The following is a 24146-nucleotide window of genomic DNA, read 5'->3' as shown; positions in this document are numbered from 1 at the left end:
TCTACTTGCTTGGCGGTTTGAACGGCTTGGGCGCCCGGTTGGGCCCCTGCCGCGCCAGCATCCAGCCCGGGTATTCCGGCGGCAGGGCAGAAACCTCATCGAGGGCCTTCAACTCCTCGGCGGTCAACTCGATCTCGGCGGCGGCCAGATTGTCGTCCAGCTGTTCGTTGGTCTTGGCCCCGATGATCACCGTGGTGACGAAGGGCTTGGCCAACACATAGGCCAGGGCGATGCGGGCCACAGACACGCCGCGCGCGTCCGCGATCTCACGCATGGCGGCCACGCACGGCCAGGCGCGGTCGCGGTTGACCGGCGGGAAGTCGAAGGAGGCGCGGCGGGCGCCCTGCGGATTGTCATCAGGCCCGAACTTGCCCGACAGCAGTCCGCCGGCCAGCGGCGACCAGACCATCAGGCCCATCTGCTGGTCCTCGAGCATCGGCACGATGTCCCGCTCCAGGTCGCGGCCGGCGATGGAATAGTAGGCCTGCACCGTCTCGAACCGGGCATAGCCCAGCCGGTCGCTGATGCCGTGGGCCTTCATCATCTTCCAGGCCTGCCAGTTGGAGCAGCCGATGTAGCGGACCAGGCCCTGGCTCACGAGGTCGTCCAGCGCCCGCAGGGTTTCCTCGACCGGGGTGATGGCGTCGTCGGCGTGGATCTGGAACAGGTCGATATGGTCCAGGCCCATGCGGTCGAGGCTGGCCTTGACCCCGTCCATGATGTGGCCGCGCGATGCGCCCCGGTCGTTGGGGCCCCTGCCCATCTCGCCATAGACCTTGGTGGCGATGACCACGTCGCTGCGCTTGACCCCGAGGTTGCGCAGGGCGGCGCCGACCATCCGCTCGGACTGGCCGGCCGAATAGACGTCGGCGGTGTCGATGAAGTTGACCCCGGCGGCCAGGGCCCGCTCGACCATGGCGTCCACCCCCGGCTGGGCGACGGCCCCGATCGCGCCCCACATGCCGGCGCTCTCCTCGGCGAAGGTCATCGCCCCGAGGCAGATCTCGGAAACATAGAGCCCGGTGCGGCCGAGGCGGCGGTACTTCATGATTATTCTCCGGCTCTGACCCAAAACGAGTGTTACTAAATGAAGTATATGTCGGTTGGCCGACATCGGCATGAACTGGTCAGTGGCTAAAACTGTCGACGTTGAATCTGTATATCCAAATCAAACGCCGATACCCGAAAGACCTATGTCGGCCAACTGACGGTGCTTTCCTCTTCTCCTCGTTAGCTTGCAACCCCCGCCGCAGTAACGGCGTTTCGATTCGCCATGATGAGTTCACCGCGCTTGAAAAACCGATTGCTTGCCAGCCTGCCCCCGGAGGACTTCGCCCTTCTTTCGGCGCAGCTATCGCCCGTGGACCTGGAGAAGGGCCGACTGCTGTACGAGCCGGGCGACCCCATCGAAACCGTATACTTCCCCCACGACTGCGTCATCTCCCTGATGACCCTGATGCACAACGGCGCGGCCATCGAGTCCGTGACCATCGGCCGTGAGGGGGCGTTCGGGCTGATGACGGCGCTGGGGCCCCGCGCCTCGCTGTCGCGGGCGATCATCCAGGTGGCCGGCTCGGCGTCGCGCATCTCGGCCAGCGCCTTCCAGCAGTGCGTCAGGCGCAGCACCGCTCTGCTGGGGCTGGTGGACCGCCACAACGACGCCCTGTTCGGCCACGCCGTGCATTCCGTGGCCTGCAACGCCCTGCACTCGGTGGAAGCCCGGTTCTGCCGCTGGCTGCTCAGCTGCCACGACCGCATCGACAGCGACACGGTCGGGCTGACCCAGGAGTTCCTGGCCGACATGCTGGGCGTGCAGCGCACCACGGTCACCGCCGTGGCCGGCCAGCTGCAGGCCAAGGGCCTGATCCGCTATCGCCGCGGGGTGGTCGACATCCTCGACCGCGACGGGCTCGAGGCCGCCGCCTGCGAATGCTACGACTCCGTGCGCGGCATCTATGAACGCCTGCTGCCCGCCAGCTTCGACTAGCGCGCCGCCCAGGCCCGCAGCAGCCGCTCCAGCACCGCCAGGCTGTCCCCGACATCCACGCCCTTCTCGCCCCGCGCCAGGGCGAGGATCAGTTCGTTCAGGGCGCCCATGATCATGACCGCCATCGGGCGCAGCGCCGCCTCGCCGGCGTGTGGCGCGATATTGCGCAGGCCCTGACGAATGGTCGGCAGGCCGAGTCCGTGGTCGATCTGCTCCCAGACGGTCTCGCCGAGGACCCCTGGCCCCTCGATCATGACAATGCGGGCAAAATCCCGCCGGCCGCCGAACTCCAGCGCCGCCCGGCAGCCGGACAGGAACAGATCCATCGGCTCGCCCAGCAGGCCCGACGAGGCCTCCCGGCAATGGGCGTCGAAGGCCTGCTCCATGGCCACCACGACGGCGGTCAACAGGGCCTTCTTGTCGGGGTAGCGTTCGACCAGCGCCGCCGGGCTCATGCCGGCCCCCTCCGCGATCGCCGCCATATCCGCCGCCTCGAAGCCGACCCGGGCGAAGGCCGAACGGGCGGCGTCCAGGACCCTCTGGTCCTCGGCGGCGGCGGTCTGCTGGTCCAGCGGCATGGGTCGATCATGGCGCCCTGCCCCGCCGACGCAAGCGCCGCGGCTTGAACCAAAAGGGGGGAACCGGTGGCGCCGGCGCGCAAGAGCGCTCACCAGGGCTTCGCAGCCGCCGCCGTTGAGGTTATAGCCACCCCACCTCGCGCGGTGCGGACGGGCCTGTGTCCCCCCGCCATCAGCGCGCTCAACCCCTTTGGGAGACCCCCAACACCATGGCCAAGATCAAGGTCGCCAATCCCGTCGTCGACATGGACGGCGATGAAATGACCCGCATCATCTGGAAGCTCATCAAGGACAAGCTGATCTTCCCCTACCTCGACCTCGAGCTCGATTACTACGACCTCTCGATCGAGCACCGCGACGCGACCGACGACCAGGTGACCATCGACGCCGCCAACGCCACCAAGCGCCACGGCGTGGCGGTGAAGTGCGCCACCATCACTCCCGACGAGCAACGGGTCGAGGAGTTCGGCCTGAAGAAGATGTGGAAGAGCCCCAACGGCACGATCCGCAACATCCTCGGCGGCGTCATCTTCCGCGAGCCGATCATCTGCCAGAACGTGCCGCGCCTGGTGCCCGGCTGGACCCAGCCGATCATCGTCGGCCGCCACGCCTTCGGCGACCAGTACCGCGCCACCGACTTCCTGTTCCCCGGCGCCGGCAAGCTGACCATCAAGTTCGTCGGTGAAGACGGCACGGTCATCGAGAAGGAAGTGTTCGACGCGCCCAGCGCCGGCGTCGCCATGGCGATGTACAACCTCGACGACTCGATCCGCGACTTCGCCCGCGCCAGCTTCGCCTACGGCCTGGCCCGCCAGTACCCGGTCTACCTGTCGACCAAGAACACGATCCTCAAAGCCTACGACGGCCGTTTCAAGGACATCTTCCAGGAAGTCTTCGACGCCGAGTTCAAGGCCGAGTTCGACAAGTTCGGCGGCACCTACGAGCACCGCCTCATCGACGACATGGTGGCCTCGGCCCTCAAGTGGTCGGGTGGCTATGTCTGGGCCTGCAAGAACTACGACGGCGACGTGCAGTCGGACATCGTCGCCCAGGGCTTCGGCTCGCTGGGCCTGATGACCTCGGTGCTGCTGACCCCCGACGGCCAGACCGTCGAGGCCGAAGCCGCCCACGGCACCGTCACCCGCCACTACCGCCAGCACCAGAAGGGTCAGTCGACCTCGACCAACTCGATCGCCTCGATCTTCGCCTGGACCCGGGGCCTGGCCCACCGCGCCAAGCTGGACGGCAACGACGAACTGGCCAACTTCGCCGACACCCTGGAAAAGGTCTGCATCGACACCGTCGAGGCCGGCTTCATGACCAAGGATCTGGCGCTGCTGGTCGGCGACAAGCAGAGCTGGCTGACCACCGAAGGGTTCCTCGACAAGGTCGATGAGAACCTCAAGGTGGCGATGGCCAAGGCCTGATCGGCCCTGTCCTTCCGGAAGATCGAGGGCGGAGGGAAACCTCCGCCCTTTTTCTTTGCCGCCTCGGCGCGATAGGTTGGAGGGCCGATTGTTGGCGGGGGGATTGCGACCATGAAGATGATTTCCGCGGCCCTGGCCGCCTTGGCTATTCTGCTGCCCGCGGCCGCCTCGGCCGCCGAGCGGCTGGTGGTCAAACCCTATCCGGCCGATCCGGCCTGGGTGAAGGCCACCGACGGGATGAGCGAAGTCGGCCCCATCCAGGAATACATTCCGCCGGGTCAGACGCTGGAAGACCACCGCGACATCCTCAGCGTCCAGACCTTCCCGAGCTTGCAACAGGTTCCGCCGGCCGAGTTTCTCCAGAAGATGTTGAGCCGGGTCAACGGCGCCTGCTCAGCGGTCCGGGTCAACGGGCCGGTCGAGCAGACGGAGGGCGGCTTCAAGGTCGCCTACGGCCAGGCCTACTGCGGCCAGCAGAACGGCAAGCCCTATGGACTGCACATCTTCTTCAAGATCATCCAGGGGCGGGAGGCGCTGTACGTCATCAACCGCGAGTTCCGCACCCCGGCCTCGAAGACGCCCGGCGCCCTCGCCTTCCCGCCAGAACGCCAGGCCGAGGCACTGGCCCTGTTCAAGGCTGAGGGCCAGGCGGACCGCTACCTGACGGACGGCGTCTACCTCTGTGCCGATGGCTCGGCCGAGGCCCGCTGCCGGCCATGAGCTTTAACGGGACCCTCCGTGACCTGACAGCCGCCGACCGGCGCGACTGGGACCGGCTGTGGGCCGGCTATCTCAGCTTCTACAGCGCCAGCGTCGAGGAAGAGGTGAGCAACGCCACCTTCGAGCGACTGCTCGATCCGGCCCAGCCCTTGTTCGCCCTGGTCGCCGAGCAGGACGGCGCGGTGATCGGCCTGGCCCATTGCGTGCTGCACGCCACCACCTGGTCGACCTCGCCCTACTGCTACCTGTCGGACCTGTTCGTCGATCCGGGCGTGCGCGGCAGCGGCGCCGGCCGGGCCTTGATCGAGGCGGTCTACGCCCGGGCCGATACCCTCGGCGCAGCGCGGGTTTACTGGCTGACCCATGAGAGCAACGCCGATGCCCGAGCCCTCTACGACAAGGTGGCGCTGAACCTTGGGTTCATCCAGTACCGTCGCTGAGCAAAGCTCGTGAAAAAATTGACGTGATGACTGTCACGGCAAGCCATACGTTCTATCTGTAACGCTGCTCTCCAGGCGACAGTACGGGATTGCAGCCCTTTGGTTTCTACCTTTAGTAGAGTTGGTGTGACCTGACATGGACCGGCTGACGCCCTTCAACGAGGACGAGAGCATGGCTGGACGGTCACTTGAGCCCTGGCTGACGGATCACGCCGCGCTGACTGAAGCTCTGCGCACCGGTTCGCGCGCCTTTGCCAAGGACCTTGGTGAGGATGGGACGGTCTTCGCGCTTCTGAGAGCCGAAAGGCTGGGTGTCGCGGTTCTCGACAAGCGCGGCGCGCCGCTGTTCGTGAACGCCGCCTGGCGCGAGGCTTTTGCCAATGCCGGTCTGCAGCCCGAACTCGTCGACGATGTCATCGCCAGACAGGAGCGTCGCACGGTCCTCGTCGACCATGAAACGGGTTCGGCCGGGCGCTCCACGGCCGTTCTCGCGCCGGCGGATCTTGCTCGGGATTGGACGTTGCCTCCCGAGGCTGTGGCCCTGCTGGAGGACCCTCGCGCCGTGCTGGTCGGTGTCGTCGCAAGCCCTCTTTCGGCGAGCCAGGTGCTTGCCGATGTCTGCCGCGCCTTCGGACTGACCGACCTGCAGACCCGGGTGGCGATCGGACTCGTCCGGACGGGCGATGTAAGGGGGGCGGCGCTTGAGGCGCAGATCTCCTACCAGACAGCCCGAAAAGTCGCCTTCGACGCCATGCGCCGCATTGGCGCGCCCCGCATCACGGGCCTGATCGAGCGGCTGGTGCGCCTGTCCTACGGCGTCTGGCCCGAGGGACCGGGCGGCGCAGCCGAGCTCGCCGATGTCTGGGGTTTGAGCGCCCGACAGGCCAGTCTGGCCCTTCGGATCGCCGAAGGCCTGAGCCGGGCGGAGGCCGCATCGGCGGCGGGGATCTCCGAGGCCACGGCCAAGAAGGAACTGGAACTCATATTCGAGACCCTTGGCGTCCATTCGGCGACGGCCCTGGCGCGGGCGGTGACCGAGGCTCGGGCGCTGGCCCTGATTACAGACGCCACGCAGGGCGACACGGAGGTAGAAAACGATCACTACGAGCCGCTCGGCCTCCTCAAGCGGCCAGACGGATCGCAGGTCGCCTACAGCGATTTTGGCCCCCGTAGCGGTCGGCCGGTGCTGGTCGTGCATAGTTCCAGCGCCAGCCGCAGCGTCTCAAGTCGCTTTGTAACCCTGCTGCATGCGCGGGGTTTCCGGCCCCTGACGCTGGACCGGCCGGGCTTTGGACTGACTGATCCCCACCCCGACCGGGCGGCCCATCGCGCCGATCCCTTCGGCGCCGCCTGCGAGGATCTGCGGCTGCTGATGAAGCATCTCAAGATTCCGCGCATCGACCTGGTGGCGCGCGGCGGCGCCCAGTTCGCCGTGGCCATGGCCCAACAGTCGCCGGAGCTGCTGGGCAAGGTGGTGCTGGTCAATCCCGATCCGGCGACGGCGACACACAACCGGCGCAGGGGGCCGGTGGGCGCAATCCAGGAGGCCTATTTCCGCCATCCGGACCTGATCGAGCGTCTGGTCCGCCTGCTGGTGTCCAACCTCTCGGCGGAGCAATCGCGCCGGATCATGATGAAGGCCGTGGAAAGCAGTCCGCTGGACATGGCGGTCATGAGCGACCCTCGGAACATGGCCGAATACCGCCGGGCCTTCCGGATGTTCTCAACCGGCCGGATCGCCGGCTATGTCGCTGAACAGACGGCGATGACGCGCTGGAGCTCCCCTCCGCTCCAGGGCGCCGGGCACTGGCAGGTTATCCTCGGCCGACACGACTTCCTTCACGACCCGGACCGGACGTACGAGGTCTGGCGCGCCATACTTCCTGAAGCCGGCTTCCACTGGGTCGAGGACGCCGCGCGGTTTGTGGGTCTCAGCCACCCCGACCTCATCGCCGACATCCTGGCCGCCGCTTCAGAGAGCAGTTGAACCGGAGGCAGGCGACAGGGCGGCCGTTTCGTGATGACATGCGGCCATGCGCAACAGCCTCTTCCGTATCGTCCTGCTCGCCCTGGCGGTCTTCGCCGTCGCCTTCGTGTCGGCGCCCTTCTACAGCTACCGGGCCCTGCGGGCGGCGACCGTGGCCGAGGATGTGCAGGCCATGAGCCAGCTCGTCGACTTCCCCGCCGTTCGCAAGAGCCTGGCGGGCCAGCTCGACCCCGACAGCACCCGTACCGCCGAGGCGCCGACAATCTGGCAGGACCCGATCGGGGCGGTCAAACGGGCCTGGAAAGACGTCGCCCAAGAGCCGCCGAAGGTCGACCGCTATGTCACCGTGGCGGGCCTGGGCGACGTGCTGCGCGGCTATGCGCCGGGAACCGCGCCGCCCGAGGCCAAGCCGGACGGCAGTTTCATGAGCGGGGTCAAGGGCATGGTCAGCGGGCCTTGGCCGGGTGTGGCCTACTTCGGGCTGGAGCGGGTGCGGTTCGCGGTCAAGCGGCCGGGCGACGCGGCCAAGGTGACCCTGCTGACCTTTGAGCGCCGCAGCCTGTTTGCGTGGAAATTGACCCATGTGCAGCTGCCCGAGGGCGAACGATAGTTCTTGTTTTGTTCTGATTCGGGCGTAGAGTTCTCCTCCACAGACACGGGAGGTTTTCATGATCGGCTACGTCACCATCGGCGCACTCGACAGCGAGCAATCGGGCAAGTTCTACGACGCGGTGTTCGACGCGCTGGGTCACGACCGCCGCACGGAAGGCGGCGGCTGGATCGGCTATGGTCCAAAGGGCGGCGGCGAAGGCTTCGCCGACTGCCACACCGCCATCTGCCCGCCCTTCGACGGCCAGCCGGCTCGGGCCGGCAACGGCATCATGGTCGCCTACCAGGCCAGGACGGCGGCCGAGGTCGACGCCGCCCACGCGGCGGGCCTGGCGGCCGGCGGCTCCGACGAAGGCGCTCCGGGACATCGCCCGCCGGGCACGCCGGGCTTCTACGGGTCCTATCTGCGCGACCCGACCGGCAACAAGATCGCCATCTTCGCGGCGGCGTGAGATGCGCAAGGTTGTCAGCTACCTGACCCTCGGCTGCAATGATCTGGACCAGGCGGTGGCCTTCTACGACCCGGTGCTGGGGGCGCTGGGCCTCCAGCGGGCCTGGATGCAGAACGGTTGGGCCGGCTACGGTCCGGAGGGCGACGACCACGGCACGATCCTCCTCTGCCCGCCATTCGACGAGCAGCCGGCCCGGGCCGGCAACGGCGTGATGATCGGCCTGCACGCGGAGTCGGCGGCGGAGGTCGACGCCTTCCACGCGGCGGCGCTGGCCAACGGCGGGACCTGTGAGGGACCGCCGGGGCCGAGGGCGTCGTACGGCGAGGGGTACTACCTGGCGTACGTGCGGGACCCGACGGGGAACAAGCTGTCGGCGTTCTTCAAGGCCGAGTGACGTCGTGCGCAGTCGGCGGACGTCTGTCGTTCGGGCGCGGGCGCTCAGGCGCGAGATGAGCCTGCCGGAGGTGCTTCTCTGGCAGGCTCTTCGAAGCCGGAAGTTCGAAAGCATTCGCTTTCGACGCCAGCAGCCGATCGGCCCTTATGTGGCGGACTTCTACTGCGGGGCCTGTCGGCTGGTGATCGAGGTCGACGGCCAGTGGCACCACTTCGATGGCCGCCCCGAACGAGACGCGGCTCGTGACCGCTGGCTGACTGACCAAGGCTTCGGTGTCCTTCGCCTACCCGCCTCCGTGGTCCTCGGCGACATGGACTCTGCCGTCATGACCATTCTCGCCGCCGTCCACGACCACTCAAATCCTCCTTCGGGACGCGAAGCGTCACGGGGGAGGGGGACCGCCGGCCCGACTTAGGGCCGGGGGTGGAGGGGGCAGCGCCGGCGGATGGGGTTGGCCGCGTTATGGCGCGAACGGCGACGACAGCGTTCAGGGTCATCTTCGGGGGCCGGTGCTGCCCCCTCCACCACGCGCTTCGCGCGCGGTCCCCCTCCCCCGTCAGGCCTTCGGCCTGCCGAGGGAGGATTTTCCGAGCCTGGCCCGGTTAGGCCAACGCCGCCTTCACAGCCGCCACGCCTTCGCCGGCCTTGCTGTCGTCCGGGGCGCCGCCCTGGGCGAAGTCGGGTTTGCCGCCGGCGCCTTGGCCGCCCATGGCGATGACGGCGGCCTTCGCCAGCTCGGCGGCGTTGAAGCGCGCAGTGAGGTCAGCCGTTACGGCCACGGCCACGGCGGCCTTGCCGTCGGAGACGCCAACCAGGGCGACGACGCCCGAGCCGACCTGCTTCTTGAAGTCCTCGACCAGGCCCCGCAGGTCCTTGCCGCCAACGCCGTCCAGCACCCGGCCGATGAAGGCGACGCCGCCGACATCTTCCGGACCGGACGCCGCCGAACCGCCGCCGCCCAGCGCCAGCGCCTTCTTGGCGTCGGCCAGGGCTTTTTCGAGCGCCTTGCGCTGACCCTCGAGGGCCTCGACGCGGGCGGCGACCTCAGCCACCGGCACCTTGAACTTCTCGGCCAGGCCCGTGGCCACACCGGCTTGGCCTTCCAGCCACTTGCGGGCCGCGTCGCCGGTCAGGGCTTCGATGCGGCGGATGCCGGCGGCAATGCCGCCCTCGGACACCACCTTGAACAGGCCGATGTCGCCGGTGCGCGAGACGTGGGTGCCGCCGCAGAGTTCGACCGAATAGTCGCCTTCCCCGTCCAGCGCCTTGCCCAGCGCCAGCACGCGGACCTCGTCGCCGTACTTCTCGCCGAACAGGGCCATGGCGCCGGCCTCGATGGCTTGCTCCGGCTTCATCAGCTTGGTCTCGGCCGCGCGGTTCTGCAGGACGACCGTGTTGACCTCGTCCTCGATGGCCCCGATCTCGGCGGCGGTCAGCGGACCGCCGTGGCTGAAGTCGAAGCGGATGCGTTCGCCGTCGACCATCTGGCCCTTCTGACTGACGTGCGGTCCCAGCACATGGCGCAGGGCGGCGTGCAGCAGGTGGGTGGCCGAGTGGTTGGCGCGGGTCGCCTGGCGGGCCGGCGGATCGACGTGCAGCGCCGCCGACGTCCCGACGGTCAGGGAGCCGCTCAGCACCTTGATGTCATGGACGAAGAGGTCGCCGGCCTGCTTCTGGACGTCGAGCACCTCGCCGGAGCCGCCGTCCCATTCGACGACGCCCTTGTCCCCGGCCTGGCCGCCGCTCTCGGCGTAGAAGGGGGTGCGGTCGAAGACGGCCTGGACGGTTTCGCCCGAGGCGGCAGCTTCCACCGCCGCGCCGTCGATCAGCAGGGCCTGCACCTTGCCGGTCCCGTCGACGCTGTCGTAGCCGGTGAAATCGGTCGCGCCGACCTCGTCGCGGACGGAGAACCAGGCAGCGGCGGCAGACTTCTGACCCGAGCCCTTCCAGTTGGCGCGGCTGTTGTCCTGCTGGTCCTTCATGGCCGCGTCGAAGCCGTCGGTATCGACGGTCAGGCCCTTGGCGCGCACGGCGTCCTGGGTCAGGTCGAGCGGGAAGCCATAGGTGTCGTAGAGCTTGAAGGCCACGTCGCCGGACAGCACGCCGCCCTCGGCCAGGTTGGCGGTCGCCTCGTCGAGCAGGCCCATGCCGCGGCCGAGCGTGCGGCGGAACCGCTCTTCTTCCTGGCGCAGGGTGTCGATGATGGCCGGCTCGGCCCGGCGCAGTTCGCCGTAGGCCCCGCCCATCTCACCGACCAGGGTCGGAACCAGGCGGTGCATCAGCGGGTCTTCCGCGCCCAGCAGGTGGGCGTGGCGCATGGCCCGGCGCATGATCCGGCGCAGGACGTAGCCCCTTCCTTCATTGGAAGGAGTCACGCCGTCGGCGATCAGGAAGGCGCTGGTGCGCAGGTGGTCGGCGATGACCCGGTGGCTGGGGGCGCGGTCGCCCTCGGCCTTCACGCCGGTCAGGTCGACGCTGGCCGCAATCAGGGTCTTGAACAGGTCGGTGTCGTAGTTGTCGTGCACGCCCTGGAGCACGGCGCCGATCCGTTCCAGCCCCATGCCGGTGTCGATCGAGGGCTTGGGCAGCTCGTTGCGCGTGCCATCGGCATGCTGTTCGAACTGCATGAACACCAGGTTCCAGATCTCGACGAAACGGTCGCCGTCCTCTTCCGGGCTGCCGGGCGGGCCGCCCCAGATGTGGTCGCCGTGGTCGTAGAAGATTTCCGAGCAGGGGCCGCAGGGGCCGGTGTCGCCCATGGACCAGAAGTTGTCGTTGGTCGGGATGCGGATGATCCGCTCGTCGGACAGGCCGGCGATCTTCTTCCACAGCGCGGCCGCCTCGTCGTCGGTGTGGTAGACGGTGACGGTCAGCTTGTCCTTCGGCAGGGCGAAGTCGCGGGTCAGCAGGGTCCAGGCGTGGTTGATCGCCTCTTCCTTGAAGTAGTCGCCAAACGAGAAGTTGCCCAGCATCTCGAAGAAGGTGTGGTGGCGGGCGGTGTAGCCGACGTTGTCGAGGTCATTGTGCTTGCCGCCGGCGCGGACGCACTTCTGCGAGCTGGCCGCGCGGGGGCTGGCCGGAGTCTCGGCGCCGGTGAAGACGTTCTTGAACGGCACCATGCCGGCATTCACGAACAGCAGCGTCGGATCGTTCTGCGGAACGAGCGGAGCCGACGGCGTGACGGTGTGACCGGTCTTGCCGAAGTAGTCGAGGAAGGTGGCGCGGATGTCGTTCAGGCTCTTCATGCCGCGTATCTAGTGTGCGGCGCGGCAGAACGGAACACCGATTTACGTTACCGGGGCGGCGGACCGCTGGATTGCCGCACGACGATCATCGGCAGACGGTCTTCCGGCGCCGGTTCGGCCGTCTCCCTGCCCATCAGTTTCTCGGCCGCCATCTGGCCGATGCGGCGGGTGGGCGTGCGCACGGTCGTCAGCGGCGGCCAGACGCGGCTGGCGATCTGGAAGTCGTCATAGCCGACGATGGAGACGTCGTCGGGCACCTTGAGGCCCAGCTCGCGGGCGGCATGCAGGGCGCCGGCGGCCATCTCGTCGTTACCGGCGAAGATGGCGGTGGGGCGGTCGGCCCTGCCCAGCAGGGCGCGGGCGCATTCGAGGCCGGACTCGAAGGTGTAGGCGCCCTCGGCGACCAGGGCCGGATCGAGCTTGAGGCCCTTCTCGACCAGGCCCTCTTCGAGACCCGAGCGGCGTTCAGCGCTGGAGCGGAAGGTGGCGACGCCGGAGATGAAGCCGATGCGCCTGTGGCCGAGTTCGGCCAGGTGGCGGGCCGCGGCCAGGCCGCCGAGGCGATCCTGGGTCTCGATCATATGGCCCGGCGCGTCGAGGGCAACCGAGGCGACGCGGATGTAGGCGCAGTCGATCTCGCGCAGCATCTCGGCGATGCGCTCATCTTCCGACACCGACGGCGTGAGGACGACGCCGTAGAGCTTCTGGCGTTCGATAAAGTTGCGGATGTCCTCGACCAACGGCGGGCTGGCCCGGTCGCAGGGGTGGACGACGAGCTCGAAGCCGCTGCCACGCATGGCGTCGAGCAGGCCCAGCTGCATGTTCACGACATACTGCGGGTTGGGGTTGTCGTAGATCAGGCCGATCAGGAACGAGCGGCGGAAGGCCAGGCCCCGGGCCTGCGGGTCGGGGACATAGCCGGTCTGCTTGATGACCGCCTCGATGCGCTCGCGGGTTTCTTGCTGCACCGAGGGGCTGTCGTTGATGACCCGGCTGACGGTCTTCTTGGAGACGCCGGCCAGGCGGGCGACGTCATTGATCGTCGCTCGTTTGCGCGAGAAATCGGTCTCACCCCCCAAAGGAGTATTGGCCGACGTCGGCTTGCGAGGCGGCATCTAGACCAGGTCGCCGTGGGCGGCGTCGAGCAACAGCCAGGCGCGGCCGGCGTCGGAGCTCAGCAGGCTGGCGACCAGCATGCCGCCGCGATCACGCTCGGCGGCTTCGTCCAGCATGCCGGTGAAGCGGCGCAGGTAGCGCTCCGTCTGCCCGCGAAGCGCGGCGTCGGAGAACAGGCGGCGGACCAGGCGGCGGATGGCGGCGGGGGCCAGGCGGCGGACCACCTCGCGAGCGCCGCCGTAGTCGCGGGTCTGGACGGCGGCGGCCAGCTCGTCGATGCGGTTGCGCGGCAGCAGGGCCGTCGGGTCAATGCCCATGGCCTCGATCTCGCCCAACAGGCGCTCAGCCAGGCCCTCGGCGTCGCTGTCGTCGCCGTCGATGGTCGAAAGCAGGTCCTTCCAGCTCCAGGCTCCCTCGCCTTCCGGCGCGGGTTCGGGAGGCGCGCGGCCGCCGGCGGCCTCAAAGACGCTACGGAACTCCTCGTCGGTGGCCGTCGGGGTCAGGCGCAGGCGGGGGCGCAGGCCGGCCTCGCGGCTGACGACCTCACCGCTGATCTCGCGGCTGCGCAGGGAGGCCGGCGGCGGGGTGACCGGGGCGGCAGGCGCGGTCTGGCCGGCGGCGCCGGCGACGACGCCCATCAGCTTCACCGCGTCGGTCAGCATGTCGTAGTTGCGGCGGACCCGGTCCTGGAAGGCGCTGTCGATGGCTTGCGTTTCCTCGGCCGTGCGGCGGGCCGAGTCCATCAGATCTTCCATGCCCTGGTCGACGGCGGCCTTGACCTGTTGGGTCTGGGCGCGGGCCTGTTCGGGCAGGGCGCGGGTGCGGGTCTCGAGATCGGTCAGCAGGGCCTGCAGCTCGGCGAGCGTCGCCTTGGCCGAAGCCGCCCCTTCTTCCAGCCGCTGGGCGGTCTGGGCGCCGGCCTGCTCGACCATCTGGGCCGAGGATTCTATGAGATCGCGGGCCTCGTCGAGCCTGGCCTGGAAGATGGCGTCGGCCTTCTGGTGGGCGGCGAAGGCGGCTTCGTTCAGCTGATCGACGCGGCTCTGGGCGGCGCCGGCGTGGCCTTCCGCCGCCTCCTTGGCGTCGAGGGCGGCGCGGGTCAGACGGTCGATCGCCTCGCGCAGGTCGCGTTCCATGCGCTGACGTTCGCCGGCGGCGGCGTCGCTCAGCAGGTTGAGGGCGTTCTGGCTCTCGCCGGTCAGGGCTTCACGCTCGGCGGCGGCCGTTTCCAGCAGGGCCGACATCTGGCTGGCCGCCTCGCCGATCAGGTTGCGCAGGGCCTCGCCGCCGCGGGCGGCGGTGTCGCCGAGCTCGCTGGCGCTCATCGTCGCCTGGGCCATGAATTCGGACAGCTGGGCGGCGCGGGTCTCGGCCTGGGCGGCGAAGTCTTCCTGGTCGGCGCGGATTGCGTGGCTGACCGTCACCAGGCTGGCGCGTTGCTGCGACAGGCCGGCCTCGACCAGGCGCATCTGGTCGCCGACGCCGACACCGGCGGTCTCCAGGCGGGCAACCTGGCGGGCCAGGTCCTCGCCGGCGACGCGGGCTGCGTCGCTGGCCTCGCCGGCGGCGGCGGCCAGGTCGGCGGCGCGGGCGGTGAGCGCCGCCTCGGCTTCGCGCAGTTGGGTCTCGGCCAGGTCGGAGGCCTCGGCGACCATTCGGGCCTGCATCGAGATGCTGTCGGAGACGGCGGCGGCGCGGTTGTCGAGTTCGCCGCTGAGGGCGCTGAGGGAATCACGTTGCCGGCCAAGGGTTTCGGCCAGGTCCCTCGAGGTGCGCTCGGCCGTGGCGGCGGCGGCGGCGAGGCGTTCGGTCTCTTCCGCGAGCGCCTGGCGCAGGGCCAGCATGGTCTCGCGGGCCTCGGTGGCGGAGGCGGCGGCGGCGTCGATCTGGCCGCGAATGGCCTCGACGGCGGTGCCGGCCTCGGCGGCGGCCAGGGCGGCGGGGCCGACCATGGTCTGGGCCAGCTCGCGGGTGCGGCGGATCTCGACGGTCAGCTTGCGGCCCTGGAGGGCGAAGTAGGCGACCAGCCAGATCAGGGCCAGCGGGCCTATGGCCAGCAGGCCGATGACGGTCATCGCCATCGGGTCGTTCTGCAGCGGAACGATATTCTGGCGATAGGCGAAGGCGTAGGCGATCGGCGCGACGGCCCAGGCGGCCGACGCGATGCAGGCAAGCACGACGACCGGAACGTAGCTCGGTTCCTTGACCTTGGGCGCGCGTTGCAGGACGGCCGGCGGCAGCGGCGGTTCGGCGACGGGCTTGAGAACCTGTTCGGGGATCGGCGGAGTCAGGGCGGTCTCGGGCTCGGGCGTCGGGGCCTCTTCGCGCACGGGCTCGGCCTTCATCTCGACGATGGGGGCTTCGATGATTTCCAGCTCGGCCTCAAGCACCGGCGGCGCATCGAGGCGCTGGTCCGGGGCGGGCTCGAAACGCGGGACGATTCCCTCCGGTGCGATGCGAGTGAAATCGAGCGTCGGGCGCTTCTTGGCCATGCGCTTAGCGTCGTCCTGGGGGCCGGACCTCCAACCTGCGCCAAGGCCCCGACCCCTGCCTCGCGCAACGGGAGAAACCTAGACGGGAAAGTGCTGCGCGTTAAGCGGCTTGCAACGATTTCGTTAAGGTTCGCGGGCGGATCGACGCAGCAACTCGGCGCGGAGGCGCAAACGGCCCCGCAGGCAGGCGTTTATTCAGGGAAATCAGGCGCCAAAGCCGCTAGGCGGCGGTGGCCCTGGGCTTCTCGACCTTCACCGCGTCGGGGCAGTCGGTGGACCGGGTGTCGGCCTTCGCGGCCGAGGGCGATTCGCGTTCGATCACCCGCTCGGCCTTGGCCGGCGGTTCAGGCAGATCGACCTTGAGACCAAGCTGATTGAGGCTCGCCACGGCCATCCAGACGATGACGGCGACGATCAGATCAACAATGGCTTGCATGGGGCGTCCCTCCCCGGAACCAGATATCCCGGTTATCCAACGAGCAACTCAGTGTGGCAATATGTCCGATCATGAAGAATTAGACAGGTTGTCACGCCCCCCTGCCCCTTGGGGCTGACGGATCAGCAGCCCGATGATAGACATCCCGATCAGGGTCATCACGGTCATTCCGAGATAGCCGAAGGCCCCAAAGGCGTCGAACAGGGGGCCGGAACCCAAGGTCGCCAGGCCGATGAACAGACCGCCGGACAGGGACGAGCTGATCGTCTGGGCGGCGCTGGCGGTGTGCGGCGGGGCATAGCGCTCGATCAGCGCCAGGGAGCTGAGGAAAGTTGCGCAGAAGCTGAGGGCATGCAGGCCCTGCAGCGGAAACAGCAGCCACAGCGGCGGCGAGAAGGCCAGGGCCGTCCAGCGGACCAGGGCGGCGACGCCGCCGATGGCGACCATGACCTCCGGCCGGACGCGGCGTCGCCAGCCCTCGGCGAACCACATGAAGGCGACCTCGAGGATGACGCCGATGGCCCAGAGGGCGCCGATCCAGGCCTCGCCGATCTCCTGTTTGCGCCAGAGCAGGGCCGAGAAGGCGTAGTAGAAGCCATGGCTGGCCTGGATGACCCCCGCCCCGACCACGGCGAGCATGAAGAGGCGATTGCGGAGCAGGTCGGAGAGACCGCGCCAGCGCGAGGCGCGCGGCGGGGCCTCGCCGGCCTCATGGACGGGCTCGGCCGGCAGCAGGACGCCGGCGAAGAGCGCCGTCAAGGCGGCGGCGGCGATGGTCCAGAACAGCACCAGGTCGGGCGTCATGAAGCCGAGCAGGGCACCGACCGTGAGGTTGCCGACGATGAAGGCGACCGAGCCCAGCCCCCGGGCGAAGGGATAGGAGAAGCCTTCCCGGCGGGACAGCCGCAGGCCCATGACATCGGCCAGGGACGGCAGGGTGCCGAGCATGGCGGCGGCGATGGTCCAGGCCAGCAGCCAGGCGGTGAAGCCGTGGATCAGGCCGATGGCGCCGTAGGCCAGGGCGGCGACCGTGCCGATGATGACCAGGGGCGTGCGGCGCAGGCGGAAGCCATCGGCCCAGACCGCGGCGATCGGCGAGATGACCACCCGAGCCAGCGACGGCGCCGCCAGGATGATGCCGATCTCCGCCCCGCTCAGCCCCTGGCTGCGGAACCACACCGGCATGTAGGGCAGGCTGGCCCCCGTGCCGATGAAGATGGCGCAGTAGTACAGGCCAAGGCGCAGGTTGGTCGGCATGGCTTCCGTTAGCAGGAGTCGCGGGTGGTTTCCCCTGCCGAGGGTGGTCAGGGCGGCGCTGCGGGCGTCAAGGGATGGGAACGGCGATCATTATAGCAGAAGAGGGCGCCTTTGTCGCTTGATTTTGTTGAGCAAACTGACCACCGGAGATGTCCGGATCGATCCGTCGAGAACCAACTTTTGCGCCGCCTGTCGCGCCGGATGCGCCTCTCCCTGACCACCCTGAAGTCACCCTGGAACAGAGGATACGGCGGCAAGGCGGATCGCTCGTCGCCAGGGTCCAAAGTGAATATGTCTAGACATATTCATCTGCCATGCGCCGGTCCGACGGCTGCTGCCACACCGCTGTCAGCAGCCCCCGACTATGCTCCGGTCATCAACAGGAGCCGGCCATGACCAACCTCGTCTTCTACACCAACCCGATGTCCCGGGGCCGCATCGTCCGCTGGATGCTTGAGGAGGTTGGCCAGCCCTATGAGACCAGGGTCCTGAACTGGGAGACCGGAGACGCGAAGGCGGCCAGCTATCTCGCGATCAATCCCATGGGCAAGGTCCCCGCCATCGTCCATGACGGGGTGGTGGTCACCGAGTGCGCGGCCATCTGCGCCTACCTCGCCGACGCCTTCCCCCAGGCCGGCCTCGCGCCGCCGGCGAACAGTCCGCTGCGCGGTCCCTACTATCGCTGGCTGTTCTTCGGGGCCGGGCCGATCGAGCAGGCCGTAGGCGCCAAGGCCGTGAACCTGGAACCGACGGCAGAACAGAGCCGCTCGCTGGGGTTCGGCTGCATCGGCGACGTCCTGGACGCCGTCGAGGGCGCGGTCAGGGATCGACCCTACCTGGTGGGCGACGGCTTTACGGCGGCCGACCTCTACCTCGCCTCCCACCTGTCGTGGGGGATGAACTTCGGCACGATCGAAAAGCGTCCGGCCTTCGAGACCTACGCCGACCGTCACCTGCAGCGCCCCGCGGCCATGCGGGCGGATGAGATCGACGACGCGCTCATTGCCGCGCAGGCACAGCCAGCGGCTTGAACCCGCGGGGTGGCGGCTGGAATGCCGATCAGCCGCTACAGCTTCACCGGCTTCTCGATGGCGCTGACGGCCTCGATCAGGTCGTCGGCGCGTTTCCGCAGGACGGCCTGGGCGTCGTAGAGGGCCTGGTTGTAGTAGAGGGGACCAAGGTTTTCGGCGAGCCAGTCGAGCAGGTCGAGGGCCTCGAACTGGCCGAGCTCGAAGCCGTACTCATCCTGCAGATGCTTGCGGATTTTCCGTTCCAGGATGTCGGTGGTCTGGCGGTCGAGGGCGATAGGTTTGGCCATGCGCCCTCTCCTACCCGAGTCTCAGGTCGCAGGCAGCGGCGGCATGTCGAGGCGGCGCATGTCGGCGCTCTTGACGTAGAAGCGCAGGATGGCGTGGTCGAGGTCACGGTCGCCCTCCTGCTCGACCTCGGTGTGCAGGGCGATCAGAGCCTTGCGCAAAGCGGCGTTGACGCGGTCGAGGCCGGCGATGGCGTAGTCCTTCTCGGTCTCCGCCCCGGCGGGGATGGCCGCGCCGCCCTGTCTGAGGAGGTCGCGGATGGCCTGGTTTTCCCAGAGCCTCGCCTCGGCGCCGCGTTCGGCTTCCTGGGCGGCGAGCATGGCGATCATGCCGGTGACGGCGACCTTGCCCTGCATGAACTCGCCCATGGCTTCGGGGGGCGGCGGCTCCATCAGGGCGATGAAGTTGCCGAGCAGCAGTTCGGAGACGGTCGGGGTCATGCCAGGCCCTCCAGTTTGGCCAGGACATTGGCGAGGATCTCGTCTTGGCGGCGGGCGGTGAACCAGCCCGACAGACCCAGAACCGGGTCCTTCATGCCGCCGGCCCGGTATTCCTTGGCCGAACTGATCCAGATGGCGGCGCCTTTCACCGAGGCGAACAGTTCCCACCAGGCGAAGGCGGCGGGGTCGACCTTGAGGCCGCTGGCCGCTTCCCACAGGGCGATGGCCTTCTCGCGCGGGACCATGCCGGACACGCGGTCGGTCTCCCGGTAGCACCACAGCGGCTCGATGGCCCAGCCGAGGTCTTCCAGCGGATCACCGATGTGGGCCATTTCCCAGTCGAGCAGGGCGATGATCTTGCCGGCGCCGTCGTGCATGAAGTTGCCAGTCCGGTAGTCGCCGTGGACGACGCTGAGCTTTTGGGCCGGCGGCGGCGGATTGCGGCGCAGGCGGCGGATGGCCGCCCGGACGATCATCTGGGGATGTTCCTCATCCTCGTCGATGACGCCTTCCCAATAGTCGATTTCCTTTTTCCAGCAGGCGTCGAGGGCCGGCGAGACCGCCGCCTCGGCGATCGGCAGGGTCGCCGGGTCGGCGGCGGCGATCTTGCCCAGATGGCTGAAGAACTGCTCGCCGATGGCGGCGGCGTGCTCGCCGTAGGGCGGCAGGGTGAAGGGGCTCTGGGCCTTGCCGCCGTCGATGCGGCCCATGATGAAGAAGGGCCGTTCGAGCTCGGCCCCCTCCTCTTCCAGGGCCAGGGCTTCGGGGACCGGCAGGCCCTTGTCGAAGAAGGAGCGGAAGGCGAGGAACTCGACGCGGCGGTCGGTGTCGATCAGGCTGCCGACCGGGTCGCGTCGCAGGATCATGCCGCGTCTGGCGCCGTCGACCTCAAGGTCGAAGCGGTAGGTCTCGCGGCTGGCCCCGCCGGGGATTCGGCTGAGGTCGTGGACCCTGGCCGGCTTGCCGCCGGTGCGGGTCAGATAGGCTTCCAGCTGATCCTGGAGGCTCATTTGGCCATGTCCAGGATGTCGGCGAAGCCGGACGGCTTGTGCGGCCCCATGACCAGCTGTTCGAGGACGCCGCGGCCCTTGCGCACCCCGCCGTCGGCGTCGGTGTAGATCACCTCGCTGAGGGCCTGGACGTGCAGGTTCCAGGGCAGGGTCGGATCGACGTCGGCCAGGACGATGTCCTCGCGCTCGACCTCCAGCACGCCGTGAAGCAGGCCGTGGTTCCATTTGGGATGGGTGTAGCCCAGGCCCATCATCTGGAAATTATAGATCGGCTTGAACTCGACCTTGCCGGCCGGCTTGCCCCAGTCGTCGGTCAGCTCGACGACGGCGTCGGTGGCATGGCGGGTCCCGGACTTCCAGTTCACATTGGCCTGGCCGTTGAGGTGTTCGAAGTCGCTTTCCTGGGCCTGGTCCGGGGCCCAGACGGCGCGGGTGTTCCAGGCGCGGCCAAGCGCATCCTCGTTGGAGTGGAAGAAGAAAGAGCCGCTCTCGAAGCTGGAGGGCGACCACAGCCAGTAGAACTGCGGGGCCGGGGCCGGGATGATGTCCTGGCTGTCGCGGGCCCCGACCGGGCGGATGCCCCAGCTGCGGTCGCGGGTGCCGACGAAACCGTCGACGGAGCGGCGCTCGCCGTCCAGCTCGATCCAGCCGGTGTAGCGGCCGTTCTGGGTCAGGCGGGTGTAGTCCATGAAGGCGCGGGTGCCGTTGCGGCGAATGAAGCGCGGCTCTTCGATGGGACCGGAGCGGCTTGTGAACTCGATTTCGGCCTTGAGCCCCTGGTCGGGGGCGTTGACGTGGATCTTCAGGCGGTGGAGCGGCTCGACGATCTCGATGCGCAGAGGACCACAAGCAATGTCCATGCGGTCGCCGAGCTGGCCGCTGACATGCAGGGCGGTCTCGACGCCGTTACGCACGACCACGAAGGCCCCGTCAGTGACGTTGAGGTGGGGATAGACGCCGAAGGCGACGGCGAAGAAGTCCTCGCCCTCGGTCGGGTGATAGCCGTTGAAGAAGTAGCGGTCGTAGAAATTCCGGTCTGTGCCGCCGTAGGCGATGGGCTCCGGTGTCTGGTGGATCGGATAGTCGTCGCCACGAGTCAGCGCCATGCCGTATTCCTTCCCTCGAAGAGCCCGCGCCTCTTGCTGGACGTCGATGCCTTATCAATGTTCAGGTTACGCGCCCGGCAGCGAGACGCAACCGTGACGGAGGGTCAATTGACGCGGAATTGGGATGTCGTGGCGGCGGCGGTGCTCGGCCTGCTGACGGTGGTCGTCGGGGCCTTCGCCGCGCACGGGATCAAGGACCCGCAGATCGTCGACCGGATCAAGACCGTGGCCGAGTGGGGCATGAGGTTCAGCCTGGTCATCCTGGTGGTGGGGGCCGTCAACCGCAATCGCTGGAAGTTCAACGCCGGCATGATCTTGGGCGGGATGGCCATGATTTTCCTGACCTTGGTGGGGTTCGGCCTGCTGCATCAGACCACGGGTCTGCGCATGGTGGAGAAGGGCTGGGCCTGGTCCGAGACGGCGTTGAGGTACGGCATTATGCATGGCTGGGCGATCCTGGGGGCGACCGGCCTTTGGCGGGGCGGCATGGACCTGGTTCCCGGAACCCGTGTCGCCTTTCTGGTCGGTATCCTGCTGTTCAGCGGCTCGCTCTATGCGATGTCGATCGGCGCGCCGCGCTGGTTCGGGGCGATCACGCCGATCGGCGGGCTGGCTTTCATCGTCGGCTGGGCGATGCTGGCCCGGGCCGGTTTCAGGCGCGCCTGAGGGCGAGCAGCCGCAGACTCAACGCCGACCCCACCAGGCAGGCCAGCATGACCGCCGCCATCGGCGCGGGCGTGCCGTTGTGCATCAGGCCGCCGAGGGCCGAGGCCACGGCCCCTGCCCCGAATGACAGGCCGCCGCTGAGGGCCGAGACCGAACCGGCGCGTTTGGGATCGCAGCTGAGGGCGCCGGCGGTGGTGTTGCCGGCCATCAGGGCGTAGCTGGCCAGGGTGATGAAGAGCAGCGGCAGGACGCTCCAGGGGCCGCCGAGGCCGGTCATGGCGGCAATCAGCAAGAGGACGCCGAAGACGATGCCGCCGGTGCTGGCGACCTTGAGCACCGCGTCGGGGCTCCAGGTGCGCAGCAGCATGCGGTTGACCTGGTTGGCGCCGATGATGCCGACGGCGTTGAGGCCGAACAGCCAGGCGTAGGCCACCGGTCCGACCCCGTAGATGCCCATGATCAGGCCGGGCGAGGCGCTGATGTAGGTGAAGAGCACCGCCCCGTTGAGGGCCCCGGCCAGCAGGTAGCCGATCAGCTTCGGCTGGGTCAGCAGGGCCAGGTAGGCCTGGAAGGGGTTTTCCGAGCGGGCCTGGGCGGCGGTTTCCTCCGACCGGGACTCCGGCAGGCGGAAGGCGACGGCGAGGGCGACCAGGATGCCGAACCCGGCCAGGCACCAGAAGATGGCCCGCCAGTCGGCGATCTGCAGCACCAGGCTGCCCGCCGCCGGGGCGAGGATGGGCGCCAGGCCCATGACCAGCATGAGCAGCGACAGGATGCGGGCGGTGTCGCGGTGGTCGAAGTTGTCGCGCACGATGGCCCGGGCGACGACGCCGCCGGCGCAGCCGCCGAGCGCCTGCAGGAAGCGGGCGGCGATCAGGGCGTTGATGTCGCTCGACAGGGCGCAGATCACCGAGGCGACGGTGTAGACGCCGCAGCCGACCAGGATGGGGACGCGTCGGCCGAAGCGGTCCGAGGCGCTGCCGTAGAAGAACTGGCCGATGGCCATGCCGGCCAGGAAGGTCGACAGGGTCAGCTCGACCTGGGCCTGGCTGGCGTTCAGGGCGCCGACGATGGCCGTCTGGGCCGGCAGATACATGTCGATCGACATCGGCGCGAAGGCCGTCATCGCGCCGAGCAGGATGACGAGGCCCCAGGGCGTCGGAGCCGGCGGCGGGAGGGTCTGGGAGGTGTCTGACAAGGTGGCGGTTACCTAGGCCGTTCGAGGAAAGAGCGCAAACTCCGGGCCTTCAACCCCAGTTAACGCCCGGCTCGATACACTACTCGAAGTGAGTAAGTCTCCTTCGGGAGCGGGGGGCGTAAGCGTTTGAGTAGCGTAAGGGGGACAGCAGGTGCGCCTGCCGTTGGCGGCCCGTGACCCGGGTTCGCGAGCTCGACGGCCTGCGGGGCCTGGCGGCGTTGGCGGTGCTTCTGGCCCATCTGTTCGGCGAGCCGGAGCAAGGGTTCAAGGGCCTGTCGCTGGGGTGGCTGGGGGTCAGCGTGTTCTTCGCCCTGTCCGGCTACCTGATCGGCGGCATCATCCTGGACGACATCGGCAAGCCCGGGTTTTTCCGCGCCTTCTTCACCCGGCGGGCGGCGCGGATCATTCCGATCTATCTGGCGGTGGTCGGGCTGACGCTCGGAGCCCTGGCGCTGGCGCGGGGGACCGACTGGGCCGACACGACCCTGCATCCGGCCGCCTATCTGACCTTCACCAGCAACATCGCCATTGCGGTGGGCGCCGAGGGCGGACACTGGTTGCTGCCGACCTGGACGCTGGCGGTGGAGGAGCAGTTCTATCTGCTGTTGCCGCCGCTGATCGCCTTCGTGCCGCGCCGGCGTCTGGCGGTCGTGCTGCTGGCGCTGTGCGCGGCGTCGATCCTGTTCCGGGCGGCGCTGTTTCCCGCCCATGCGGAGGCGGCGGGCATGCTGTTGCCCGGGCGCTGGGACACGCTGCTGTACGGGGTGCTGGCGGCCTGGATGCAACGCAACCTCGCCCTGGAGGCCCGGCTGGGGACCATTCGCCTTGTCGTGCTGGTCGCGGTGGCCGCCCTGGTCGGCGTGCTGGCGACGGGCAGCTATGGCCTGACGGTGGTCGCCTCACCGGCCCTGGTCGGGCTGGCGGCGTCGGGGCTGATCCTGCTGGCGGCGCTGGGGCAGAGCGACATCCGGTTCGCCCGGGCGTCGGTGCTGGTCTGGCTGGGGTCGATTTCCTATGGGCTGTATCTCGTGCACCAGCCGATCAACGGCCTGTTGCACGGCCTGGTGCTGGGTGACCGGCCCGATGTCGGCAGCGGTCCGCAGCTGGCCGTGACCGGGCTGGCGGCCGGAGTGTCCGTGCTGGTGGCCTGGGCCTCGTGGAAGGGGCTGGAGAAGCCGATCCTCGACTACGCCCGCCGCGCGGACGCCCGCCGGACGGCGGGACCGGCCGTAGAGCCGGCGACCGAAACGGTGGGCTGATCACGCTCAAA

The 24146-nt window shown here is 68.6% G+C and carries 25 protein-coding genes; 12 read left to right on the top strand and 13 right to left on the bottom strand.

Annotated features, from left to right (window positions below; translation table 11 throughout):
- Nucleotide 1 precedes the first annotated feature (1 nt).
- Complete coding sequence (locus AC2YG9_RS14530) at nt 2-1048, bottom strand: aldo/keto reductase (protein WP_487298692.1); 1047 nt, start codon at nt 1046-1048, stop codon at nt 2-4.
- A gap of 255 nt (nt 1049-1303) precedes the next feature.
- Here AC2YG9_RS14530 and AC2YG9_RS14525 point away from each other — a divergent pair, with 255 nt between their 5' ends.
- Nucleotides 1304-1987 carry a Crp/Fnr family transcriptional regulator gene (locus tag AC2YG9_RS14525; protein ID WP_487298691.1) on the top strand — a complete coding sequence of 228 codons (684 nt, stop codon included), beginning with the start codon at nt 1304-1306 and terminating at the stop codon, nt 1985-1987.
- On the opposite strand, the gene AC2YG9_RS14520 is transcribed toward AC2YG9_RS14525, so the two are convergent.
- A complete protein-coding gene (locus AC2YG9_RS14520) occupies nt 1984-2565 on the bottom strand; it encodes a TetR/AcrR family transcriptional regulator (protein WP_487298690.1) in 582 nt (193 codons plus the stop codon). The two genes, AC2YG9_RS14525 and AC2YG9_RS14520, sit on opposite strands and share 4 nt — an antisense overlap.
- 209 nt (nt 2566-2774) lie before the next feature.
- On the opposite strand from AC2YG9_RS14520, the gene AC2YG9_RS14515 reads away from it, so the two are divergent.
- The 3 genes from AC2YG9_RS14515 (at nt 2775) to AC2YG9_RS14505 (ending at nt 5152) form a co-directional block, all read left to right on the top strand.
- Nucleotides 2775-3992 (top strand): NADP-dependent isocitrate dehydrogenase, encoded by a 1218-nt coding sequence (locus AC2YG9_RS14515; RefSeq protein ID WP_487298689.1) that lies wholly within the window; start codon nt 2775-2777, stop codon nt 3990-3992.
- 111 nt (nt 3993-4103) lie between these two features.
- On the top strand, nt 4104-4712 hold the full coding sequence (locus tag AC2YG9_RS14510) for a hypothetical protein (RefSeq protein ID WP_487298688.1): 609 nt from the start codon (nt 4104-4106) through the stop codon (nt 4710-4712).
- Entirely contained in the window at nt 4709-5152 is a 444-nt protein-coding gene (locus AC2YG9_RS14505; RefSeq protein ID WP_487298687.1) for an N-acetyltransferase family protein, read from the top strand. Before AC2YG9_RS14510 ends, AC2YG9_RS14505 begins: the two co-directional genes overlap by 4 nt.
- 184 nt (nt 5153-5336) lie before the next feature.
- On the opposite strand, the gene AC2YG9_RS14500 is transcribed toward AC2YG9_RS14505, so the two are convergent.
- On the bottom strand, nt 5337-5606 hold the full coding sequence (locus tag AC2YG9_RS14500; protein WP_487298686.1) for a hypothetical protein: 270 nt from the start codon (nt 5604-5606) through the stop codon (nt 5337-5339).
- Nucleotides 5607-5672: 66 nt separating this feature from the next.
- On the opposite strand from AC2YG9_RS14500, the gene AC2YG9_RS14495 reads away from it, so the two are divergent.
- Genes AC2YG9_RS14495 through AC2YG9_RS14475 form a run of 5 tightly spaced genes read left to right on the top strand, consistent with a single transcriptional unit; the run spans nt 5673 to nt 9009 of the window.
- Nucleotides 5673-7139 carry an alpha/beta fold hydrolase gene (locus tag AC2YG9_RS14495; RefSeq protein ID WP_487298685.1) on the top strand — a complete coding sequence of 489 codons (1467 nt, stop codon included), beginning with the start codon at nt 5673-5675 and terminating at the stop codon, nt 7137-7139.
- Between the two features lie 46 nt (nt 7140-7185).
- A complete protein-coding gene (locus AC2YG9_RS14490; protein WP_487298684.1) occupies nt 7186-7749 on the top strand; it encodes a DUF2939 domain-containing protein in 564 nt (187 codons plus the stop codon).
- A gap of 58 nt (nt 7750-7807) precedes the next feature.
- A complete protein-coding gene (locus tag AC2YG9_RS14485) occupies nt 7808-8200 on the top strand; it encodes a VOC family protein (RefSeq protein ID WP_487298683.1) in 393 nt (130 codons plus the stop codon).
- 1 nt (nt 8201) lies between these two features.
- Nucleotides 8202-8594 carry a VOC family protein gene (locus AC2YG9_RS14480; RefSeq protein WP_487298682.1) on the top strand — a complete coding sequence of 131 codons (393 nt, stop codon included), beginning with the start codon at nt 8202-8204 and terminating at the stop codon, nt 8592-8594.
- Nucleotides 8488-9009 carry an endonuclease domain-containing protein gene (locus tag AC2YG9_RS14475; RefSeq protein ID WP_487298681.1) on the top strand — a complete coding sequence of 174 codons (522 nt, stop codon included), beginning with the start codon at nt 8488-8490 and terminating at the stop codon, nt 9007-9009. The genes AC2YG9_RS14480 and AC2YG9_RS14475 overlap by 107 nt, the downstream gene beginning before the upstream one ends.
- A 187-nt stretch (nt 9010-9196) precedes the next feature.
- On the opposite strand, the gene alaS is transcribed toward AC2YG9_RS14475, so the two are convergent.
- The 5 genes from alaS to AC2YG9_RS14450 all read right to left on the bottom strand — a co-directional run bounded on the left by alaS (nt 9197) and on the right by AC2YG9_RS14450 (nt 17140).
- Complete coding sequence (gene alaS / locus AC2YG9_RS14470) at nt 9197-11839, bottom strand: alanine--tRNA ligase (RefSeq protein WP_487298680.1); 2643 nt, start codon at nt 11837-11839, stop codon at nt 9197-9199.
- Nucleotides 11840-11886: 47 nt separating this feature from the next.
- A complete protein-coding gene (locus AC2YG9_RS14465) occupies nt 11887-12954 on the bottom strand; it encodes a LacI family DNA-binding transcriptional regulator (RefSeq protein WP_487298679.1) in 1068 nt (355 codons plus the stop codon).
- Nucleotides 12955-15447 carry a coiled-coil domain-containing protein gene (locus tag AC2YG9_RS14460; RefSeq protein WP_487298678.1) on the bottom strand — a complete coding sequence of 831 codons (2493 nt, stop codon included), beginning with the start codon at nt 15445-15447 and terminating at the stop codon, nt 12955-12957.
- Between the two features lie 220 nt (nt 15448-15667).
- Nucleotides 15668-15883 carry a hypothetical protein gene (locus AC2YG9_RS14455; RefSeq protein ID WP_487298677.1) on the bottom strand — a complete coding sequence of 72 codons (216 nt, stop codon included), beginning with the start codon at nt 15881-15883 and terminating at the stop codon, nt 15668-15670.
- Between the two features lie 69 nt (nt 15884-15952).
- Nucleotides 15953-17140 carry an MFS transporter gene (locus tag AC2YG9_RS14450; RefSeq protein ID WP_487298676.1) on the bottom strand — a complete coding sequence of 396 codons (1188 nt, stop codon included), beginning with the start codon at nt 17138-17140 and terminating at the stop codon, nt 15953-15955.
- Between the two features lie 392 nt (nt 17141-17532).
- Between AC2YG9_RS14450 and AC2YG9_RS14445 the strand changes: the two genes are divergently transcribed.
- Nucleotides 17533-18171: a glutathione S-transferase family protein gene (locus AC2YG9_RS14445; RefSeq protein WP_487298675.1), complete on the top strand. Its 639-nt coding sequence runs from the start codon at nt 17533-17535 to the stop codon at nt 18169-18171.
- Nucleotides 18172-18206: 35 nt separating this feature from the next.
- Here AC2YG9_RS14445 and AC2YG9_RS14440 read toward each other — a convergent pair whose 3' ends face one another.
- From AC2YG9_RS14440 to AC2YG9_RS14425, 4 genes are read right to left on the bottom strand one after another with little or no spacing between them, the layout of a single operon-like run.
- Nucleotides 18207-18458 carry a DUF2164 domain-containing protein gene (locus tag AC2YG9_RS14440; protein WP_487298674.1) on the bottom strand — a complete coding sequence of 84 codons (252 nt, stop codon included), beginning with the start codon at nt 18456-18458 and terminating at the stop codon, nt 18207-18209.
- A gap of 21 nt (nt 18459-18479) precedes the next feature.
- On the bottom strand, nt 18480-18896 hold the full coding sequence (locus AC2YG9_RS14435; RefSeq protein ID WP_487298673.1) for a hypothetical protein: 417 nt from the start codon (nt 18894-18896) through the stop codon (nt 18480-18482).
- The gene (locus tag AC2YG9_RS14430; RefSeq protein ID WP_487298672.1) at nt 18893-19906 is read right to left on the bottom strand and encodes a phosphotransferase family protein; all 1014 of its coding nucleotides are present in this window, start codon (nt 19904-19906) and stop codon (nt 18893-18895) included. The genes AC2YG9_RS14435 and AC2YG9_RS14430 overlap by 4 nt, the downstream gene beginning before the upstream one ends.
- Complete coding sequence (locus AC2YG9_RS14425) at nt 19903-21012, bottom strand: Rv3169 family protein (RefSeq protein WP_487298671.1); 1110 nt, start codon at nt 21010-21012, stop codon at nt 19903-19905. The genes AC2YG9_RS14430 and AC2YG9_RS14425 overlap by 4 nt, the downstream gene beginning before the upstream one ends.
- A 108-nt stretch (nt 21013-21120) precedes the next feature.
- On the opposite strand from AC2YG9_RS14425, the gene AC2YG9_RS14420 reads away from it, so the two are divergent.
- A complete protein-coding gene (locus AC2YG9_RS14420) occupies nt 21121-21678 on the top strand; it encodes a DUF423 domain-containing protein (protein WP_487298670.1) in 558 nt (185 codons plus the stop codon).
- Here the strand turns inward: AC2YG9_RS14420 and AC2YG9_RS14415 are convergent.
- A complete protein-coding gene (locus tag AC2YG9_RS14415) occupies nt 21665-22876 on the bottom strand; it encodes a multidrug effflux MFS transporter (protein ID WP_487298669.1) in 1212 nt (403 codons plus the stop codon). The two genes, AC2YG9_RS14420 and AC2YG9_RS14415, sit on opposite strands and share 14 nt — an antisense overlap.
- 173 nt (nt 22877-23049) lie before the next feature.
- On the opposite strand from AC2YG9_RS14415, the gene AC2YG9_RS14410 reads away from it, so the two are divergent.
- The gene (locus AC2YG9_RS14410) at nt 23050-24135 is read left to right on the top strand and encodes an acyltransferase family protein (RefSeq protein WP_487298668.1); all 1086 of its coding nucleotides are present in this window, start codon (nt 23050-23052) and stop codon (nt 24133-24135) included.
- The last annotated feature ends 11 nt before the right edge of the window (nt 24136-24146 follow it).

This window comes from Caulobacter sp. SRI_014 (genome assembly GCF_057586315.1).
This window is presented reverse-complemented; position numbering and strand designations above follow the sequence as displayed.

Coding starts and splice junctions, on each gene's coding strand:
- AC2YG9_RS14445 (WP_487298675.1), top strand. CDS start 17,533: ATGACCAACCTCGTCTTCTACACCAACCCGATGTCCCGGGGCCGCATC.
- AC2YG9_RS14500 (WP_487298686.1), bottom strand. CDS start 5,606: ATGGTCGACGAGGACCGTGCGACGCTCCTGTCTGGCGATGACATCGTC.
- AC2YG9_RS14490 (WP_487298684.1), top strand. CDS start 7,186: ATGCGCAACAGCCTCTTCCGTATCGTCCTGCTCGCCCTGGCGGTCTTC.
- AC2YG9_RS14465 (WP_487298679.1), bottom strand. CDS start 12,954: ATGCCGCCTCGCAAGCCGACGTCGGCCAATACTCCTTTGGGGGGTGAG.
- AC2YG9_RS14425 (WP_487298671.1), bottom strand. CDS start 21,012: ATGGCGCTGACTCGTGGCGACGACTATCCGATCCACCAGACACCGGAG.
- AC2YG9_RS14520 (WP_487298690.1), bottom strand. CDS start 2,565: ATGCCGCTGGACCAGCAGACCGCCGCCGCCGAGGACCAGAGGGTCCTG.
- AC2YG9_RS14530 (WP_487298692.1), bottom strand. CDS start 1,048: ATGAAGTACCGCCGCCTCGGCCGCACCGGGCTCTATGTTTCCGAGATC.
- AC2YG9_RS14430 (WP_487298672.1), bottom strand. CDS start 19,906: ATGAGCCTCCAGGATCAGCTGGAAGCCTATCTGACCCGCACCGGCGGC.
- AC2YG9_RS14505 (WP_487298687.1), top strand. CDS start 4,709: ATGAGCTTTAACGGGACCCTCCGTGACCTGACAGCCGCCGACCGGCGC.
- AC2YG9_RS14440 (WP_487298674.1), bottom strand. CDS start 18,458: ATGGCCAAACCTATCGCCCTCGACCGCCAGACCACCGACATCCTGGAA.
- AC2YG9_RS14435 (WP_487298673.1), bottom strand. CDS start 18,896: ATGACCCCGACCGTCTCCGAACTGCTGCTCGGCAACTTCATCGCCCTG.
- AC2YG9_RS14515 (WP_487298689.1), top strand. CDS start 2,775: ATGGCCAAGATCAAGGTCGCCAATCCCGTCGTCGACATGGACGGCGAT.
- AC2YG9_RS14480 (WP_487298682.1), top strand. CDS start 8,202: ATGCGCAAGGTTGTCAGCTACCTGACCCTCGGCTGCAATGATCTGGAC.
- AC2YG9_RS14450 (WP_487298676.1), bottom strand. CDS start 17,140: ATGCCGACCAACCTGCGCCTTGGCCTGTACTACTGCGCCATCTTCATC.
- AC2YG9_RS14460 (WP_487298678.1), bottom strand. CDS start 15,447: ATGGCCAAGAAGCGCCCGACGCTCGATTTCACTCGCATCGCACCGGAG.
- AC2YG9_RS14510 (WP_487298688.1), top strand. CDS start 4,104: ATGAAGATGATTTCCGCGGCCCTGGCCGCCTTGGCTATTCTGCTGCCC.
- alaS (WP_487298680.1), bottom strand. CDS start 11,839: ATGAAGAGCCTGAACGACATCCGCGCCACCTTCCTCGACTACTTCGGC.
- AC2YG9_RS14455 (WP_487298677.1), bottom strand. CDS start 15,883: ATGCAAGCCATTGTTGATCTGATCGTCGCCGTCATCGTCTGGATGGCC.
- AC2YG9_RS14485 (WP_487298683.1), top strand. CDS start 7,808: ATGATCGGCTACGTCACCATCGGCGCACTCGACAGCGAGCAATCGGGC.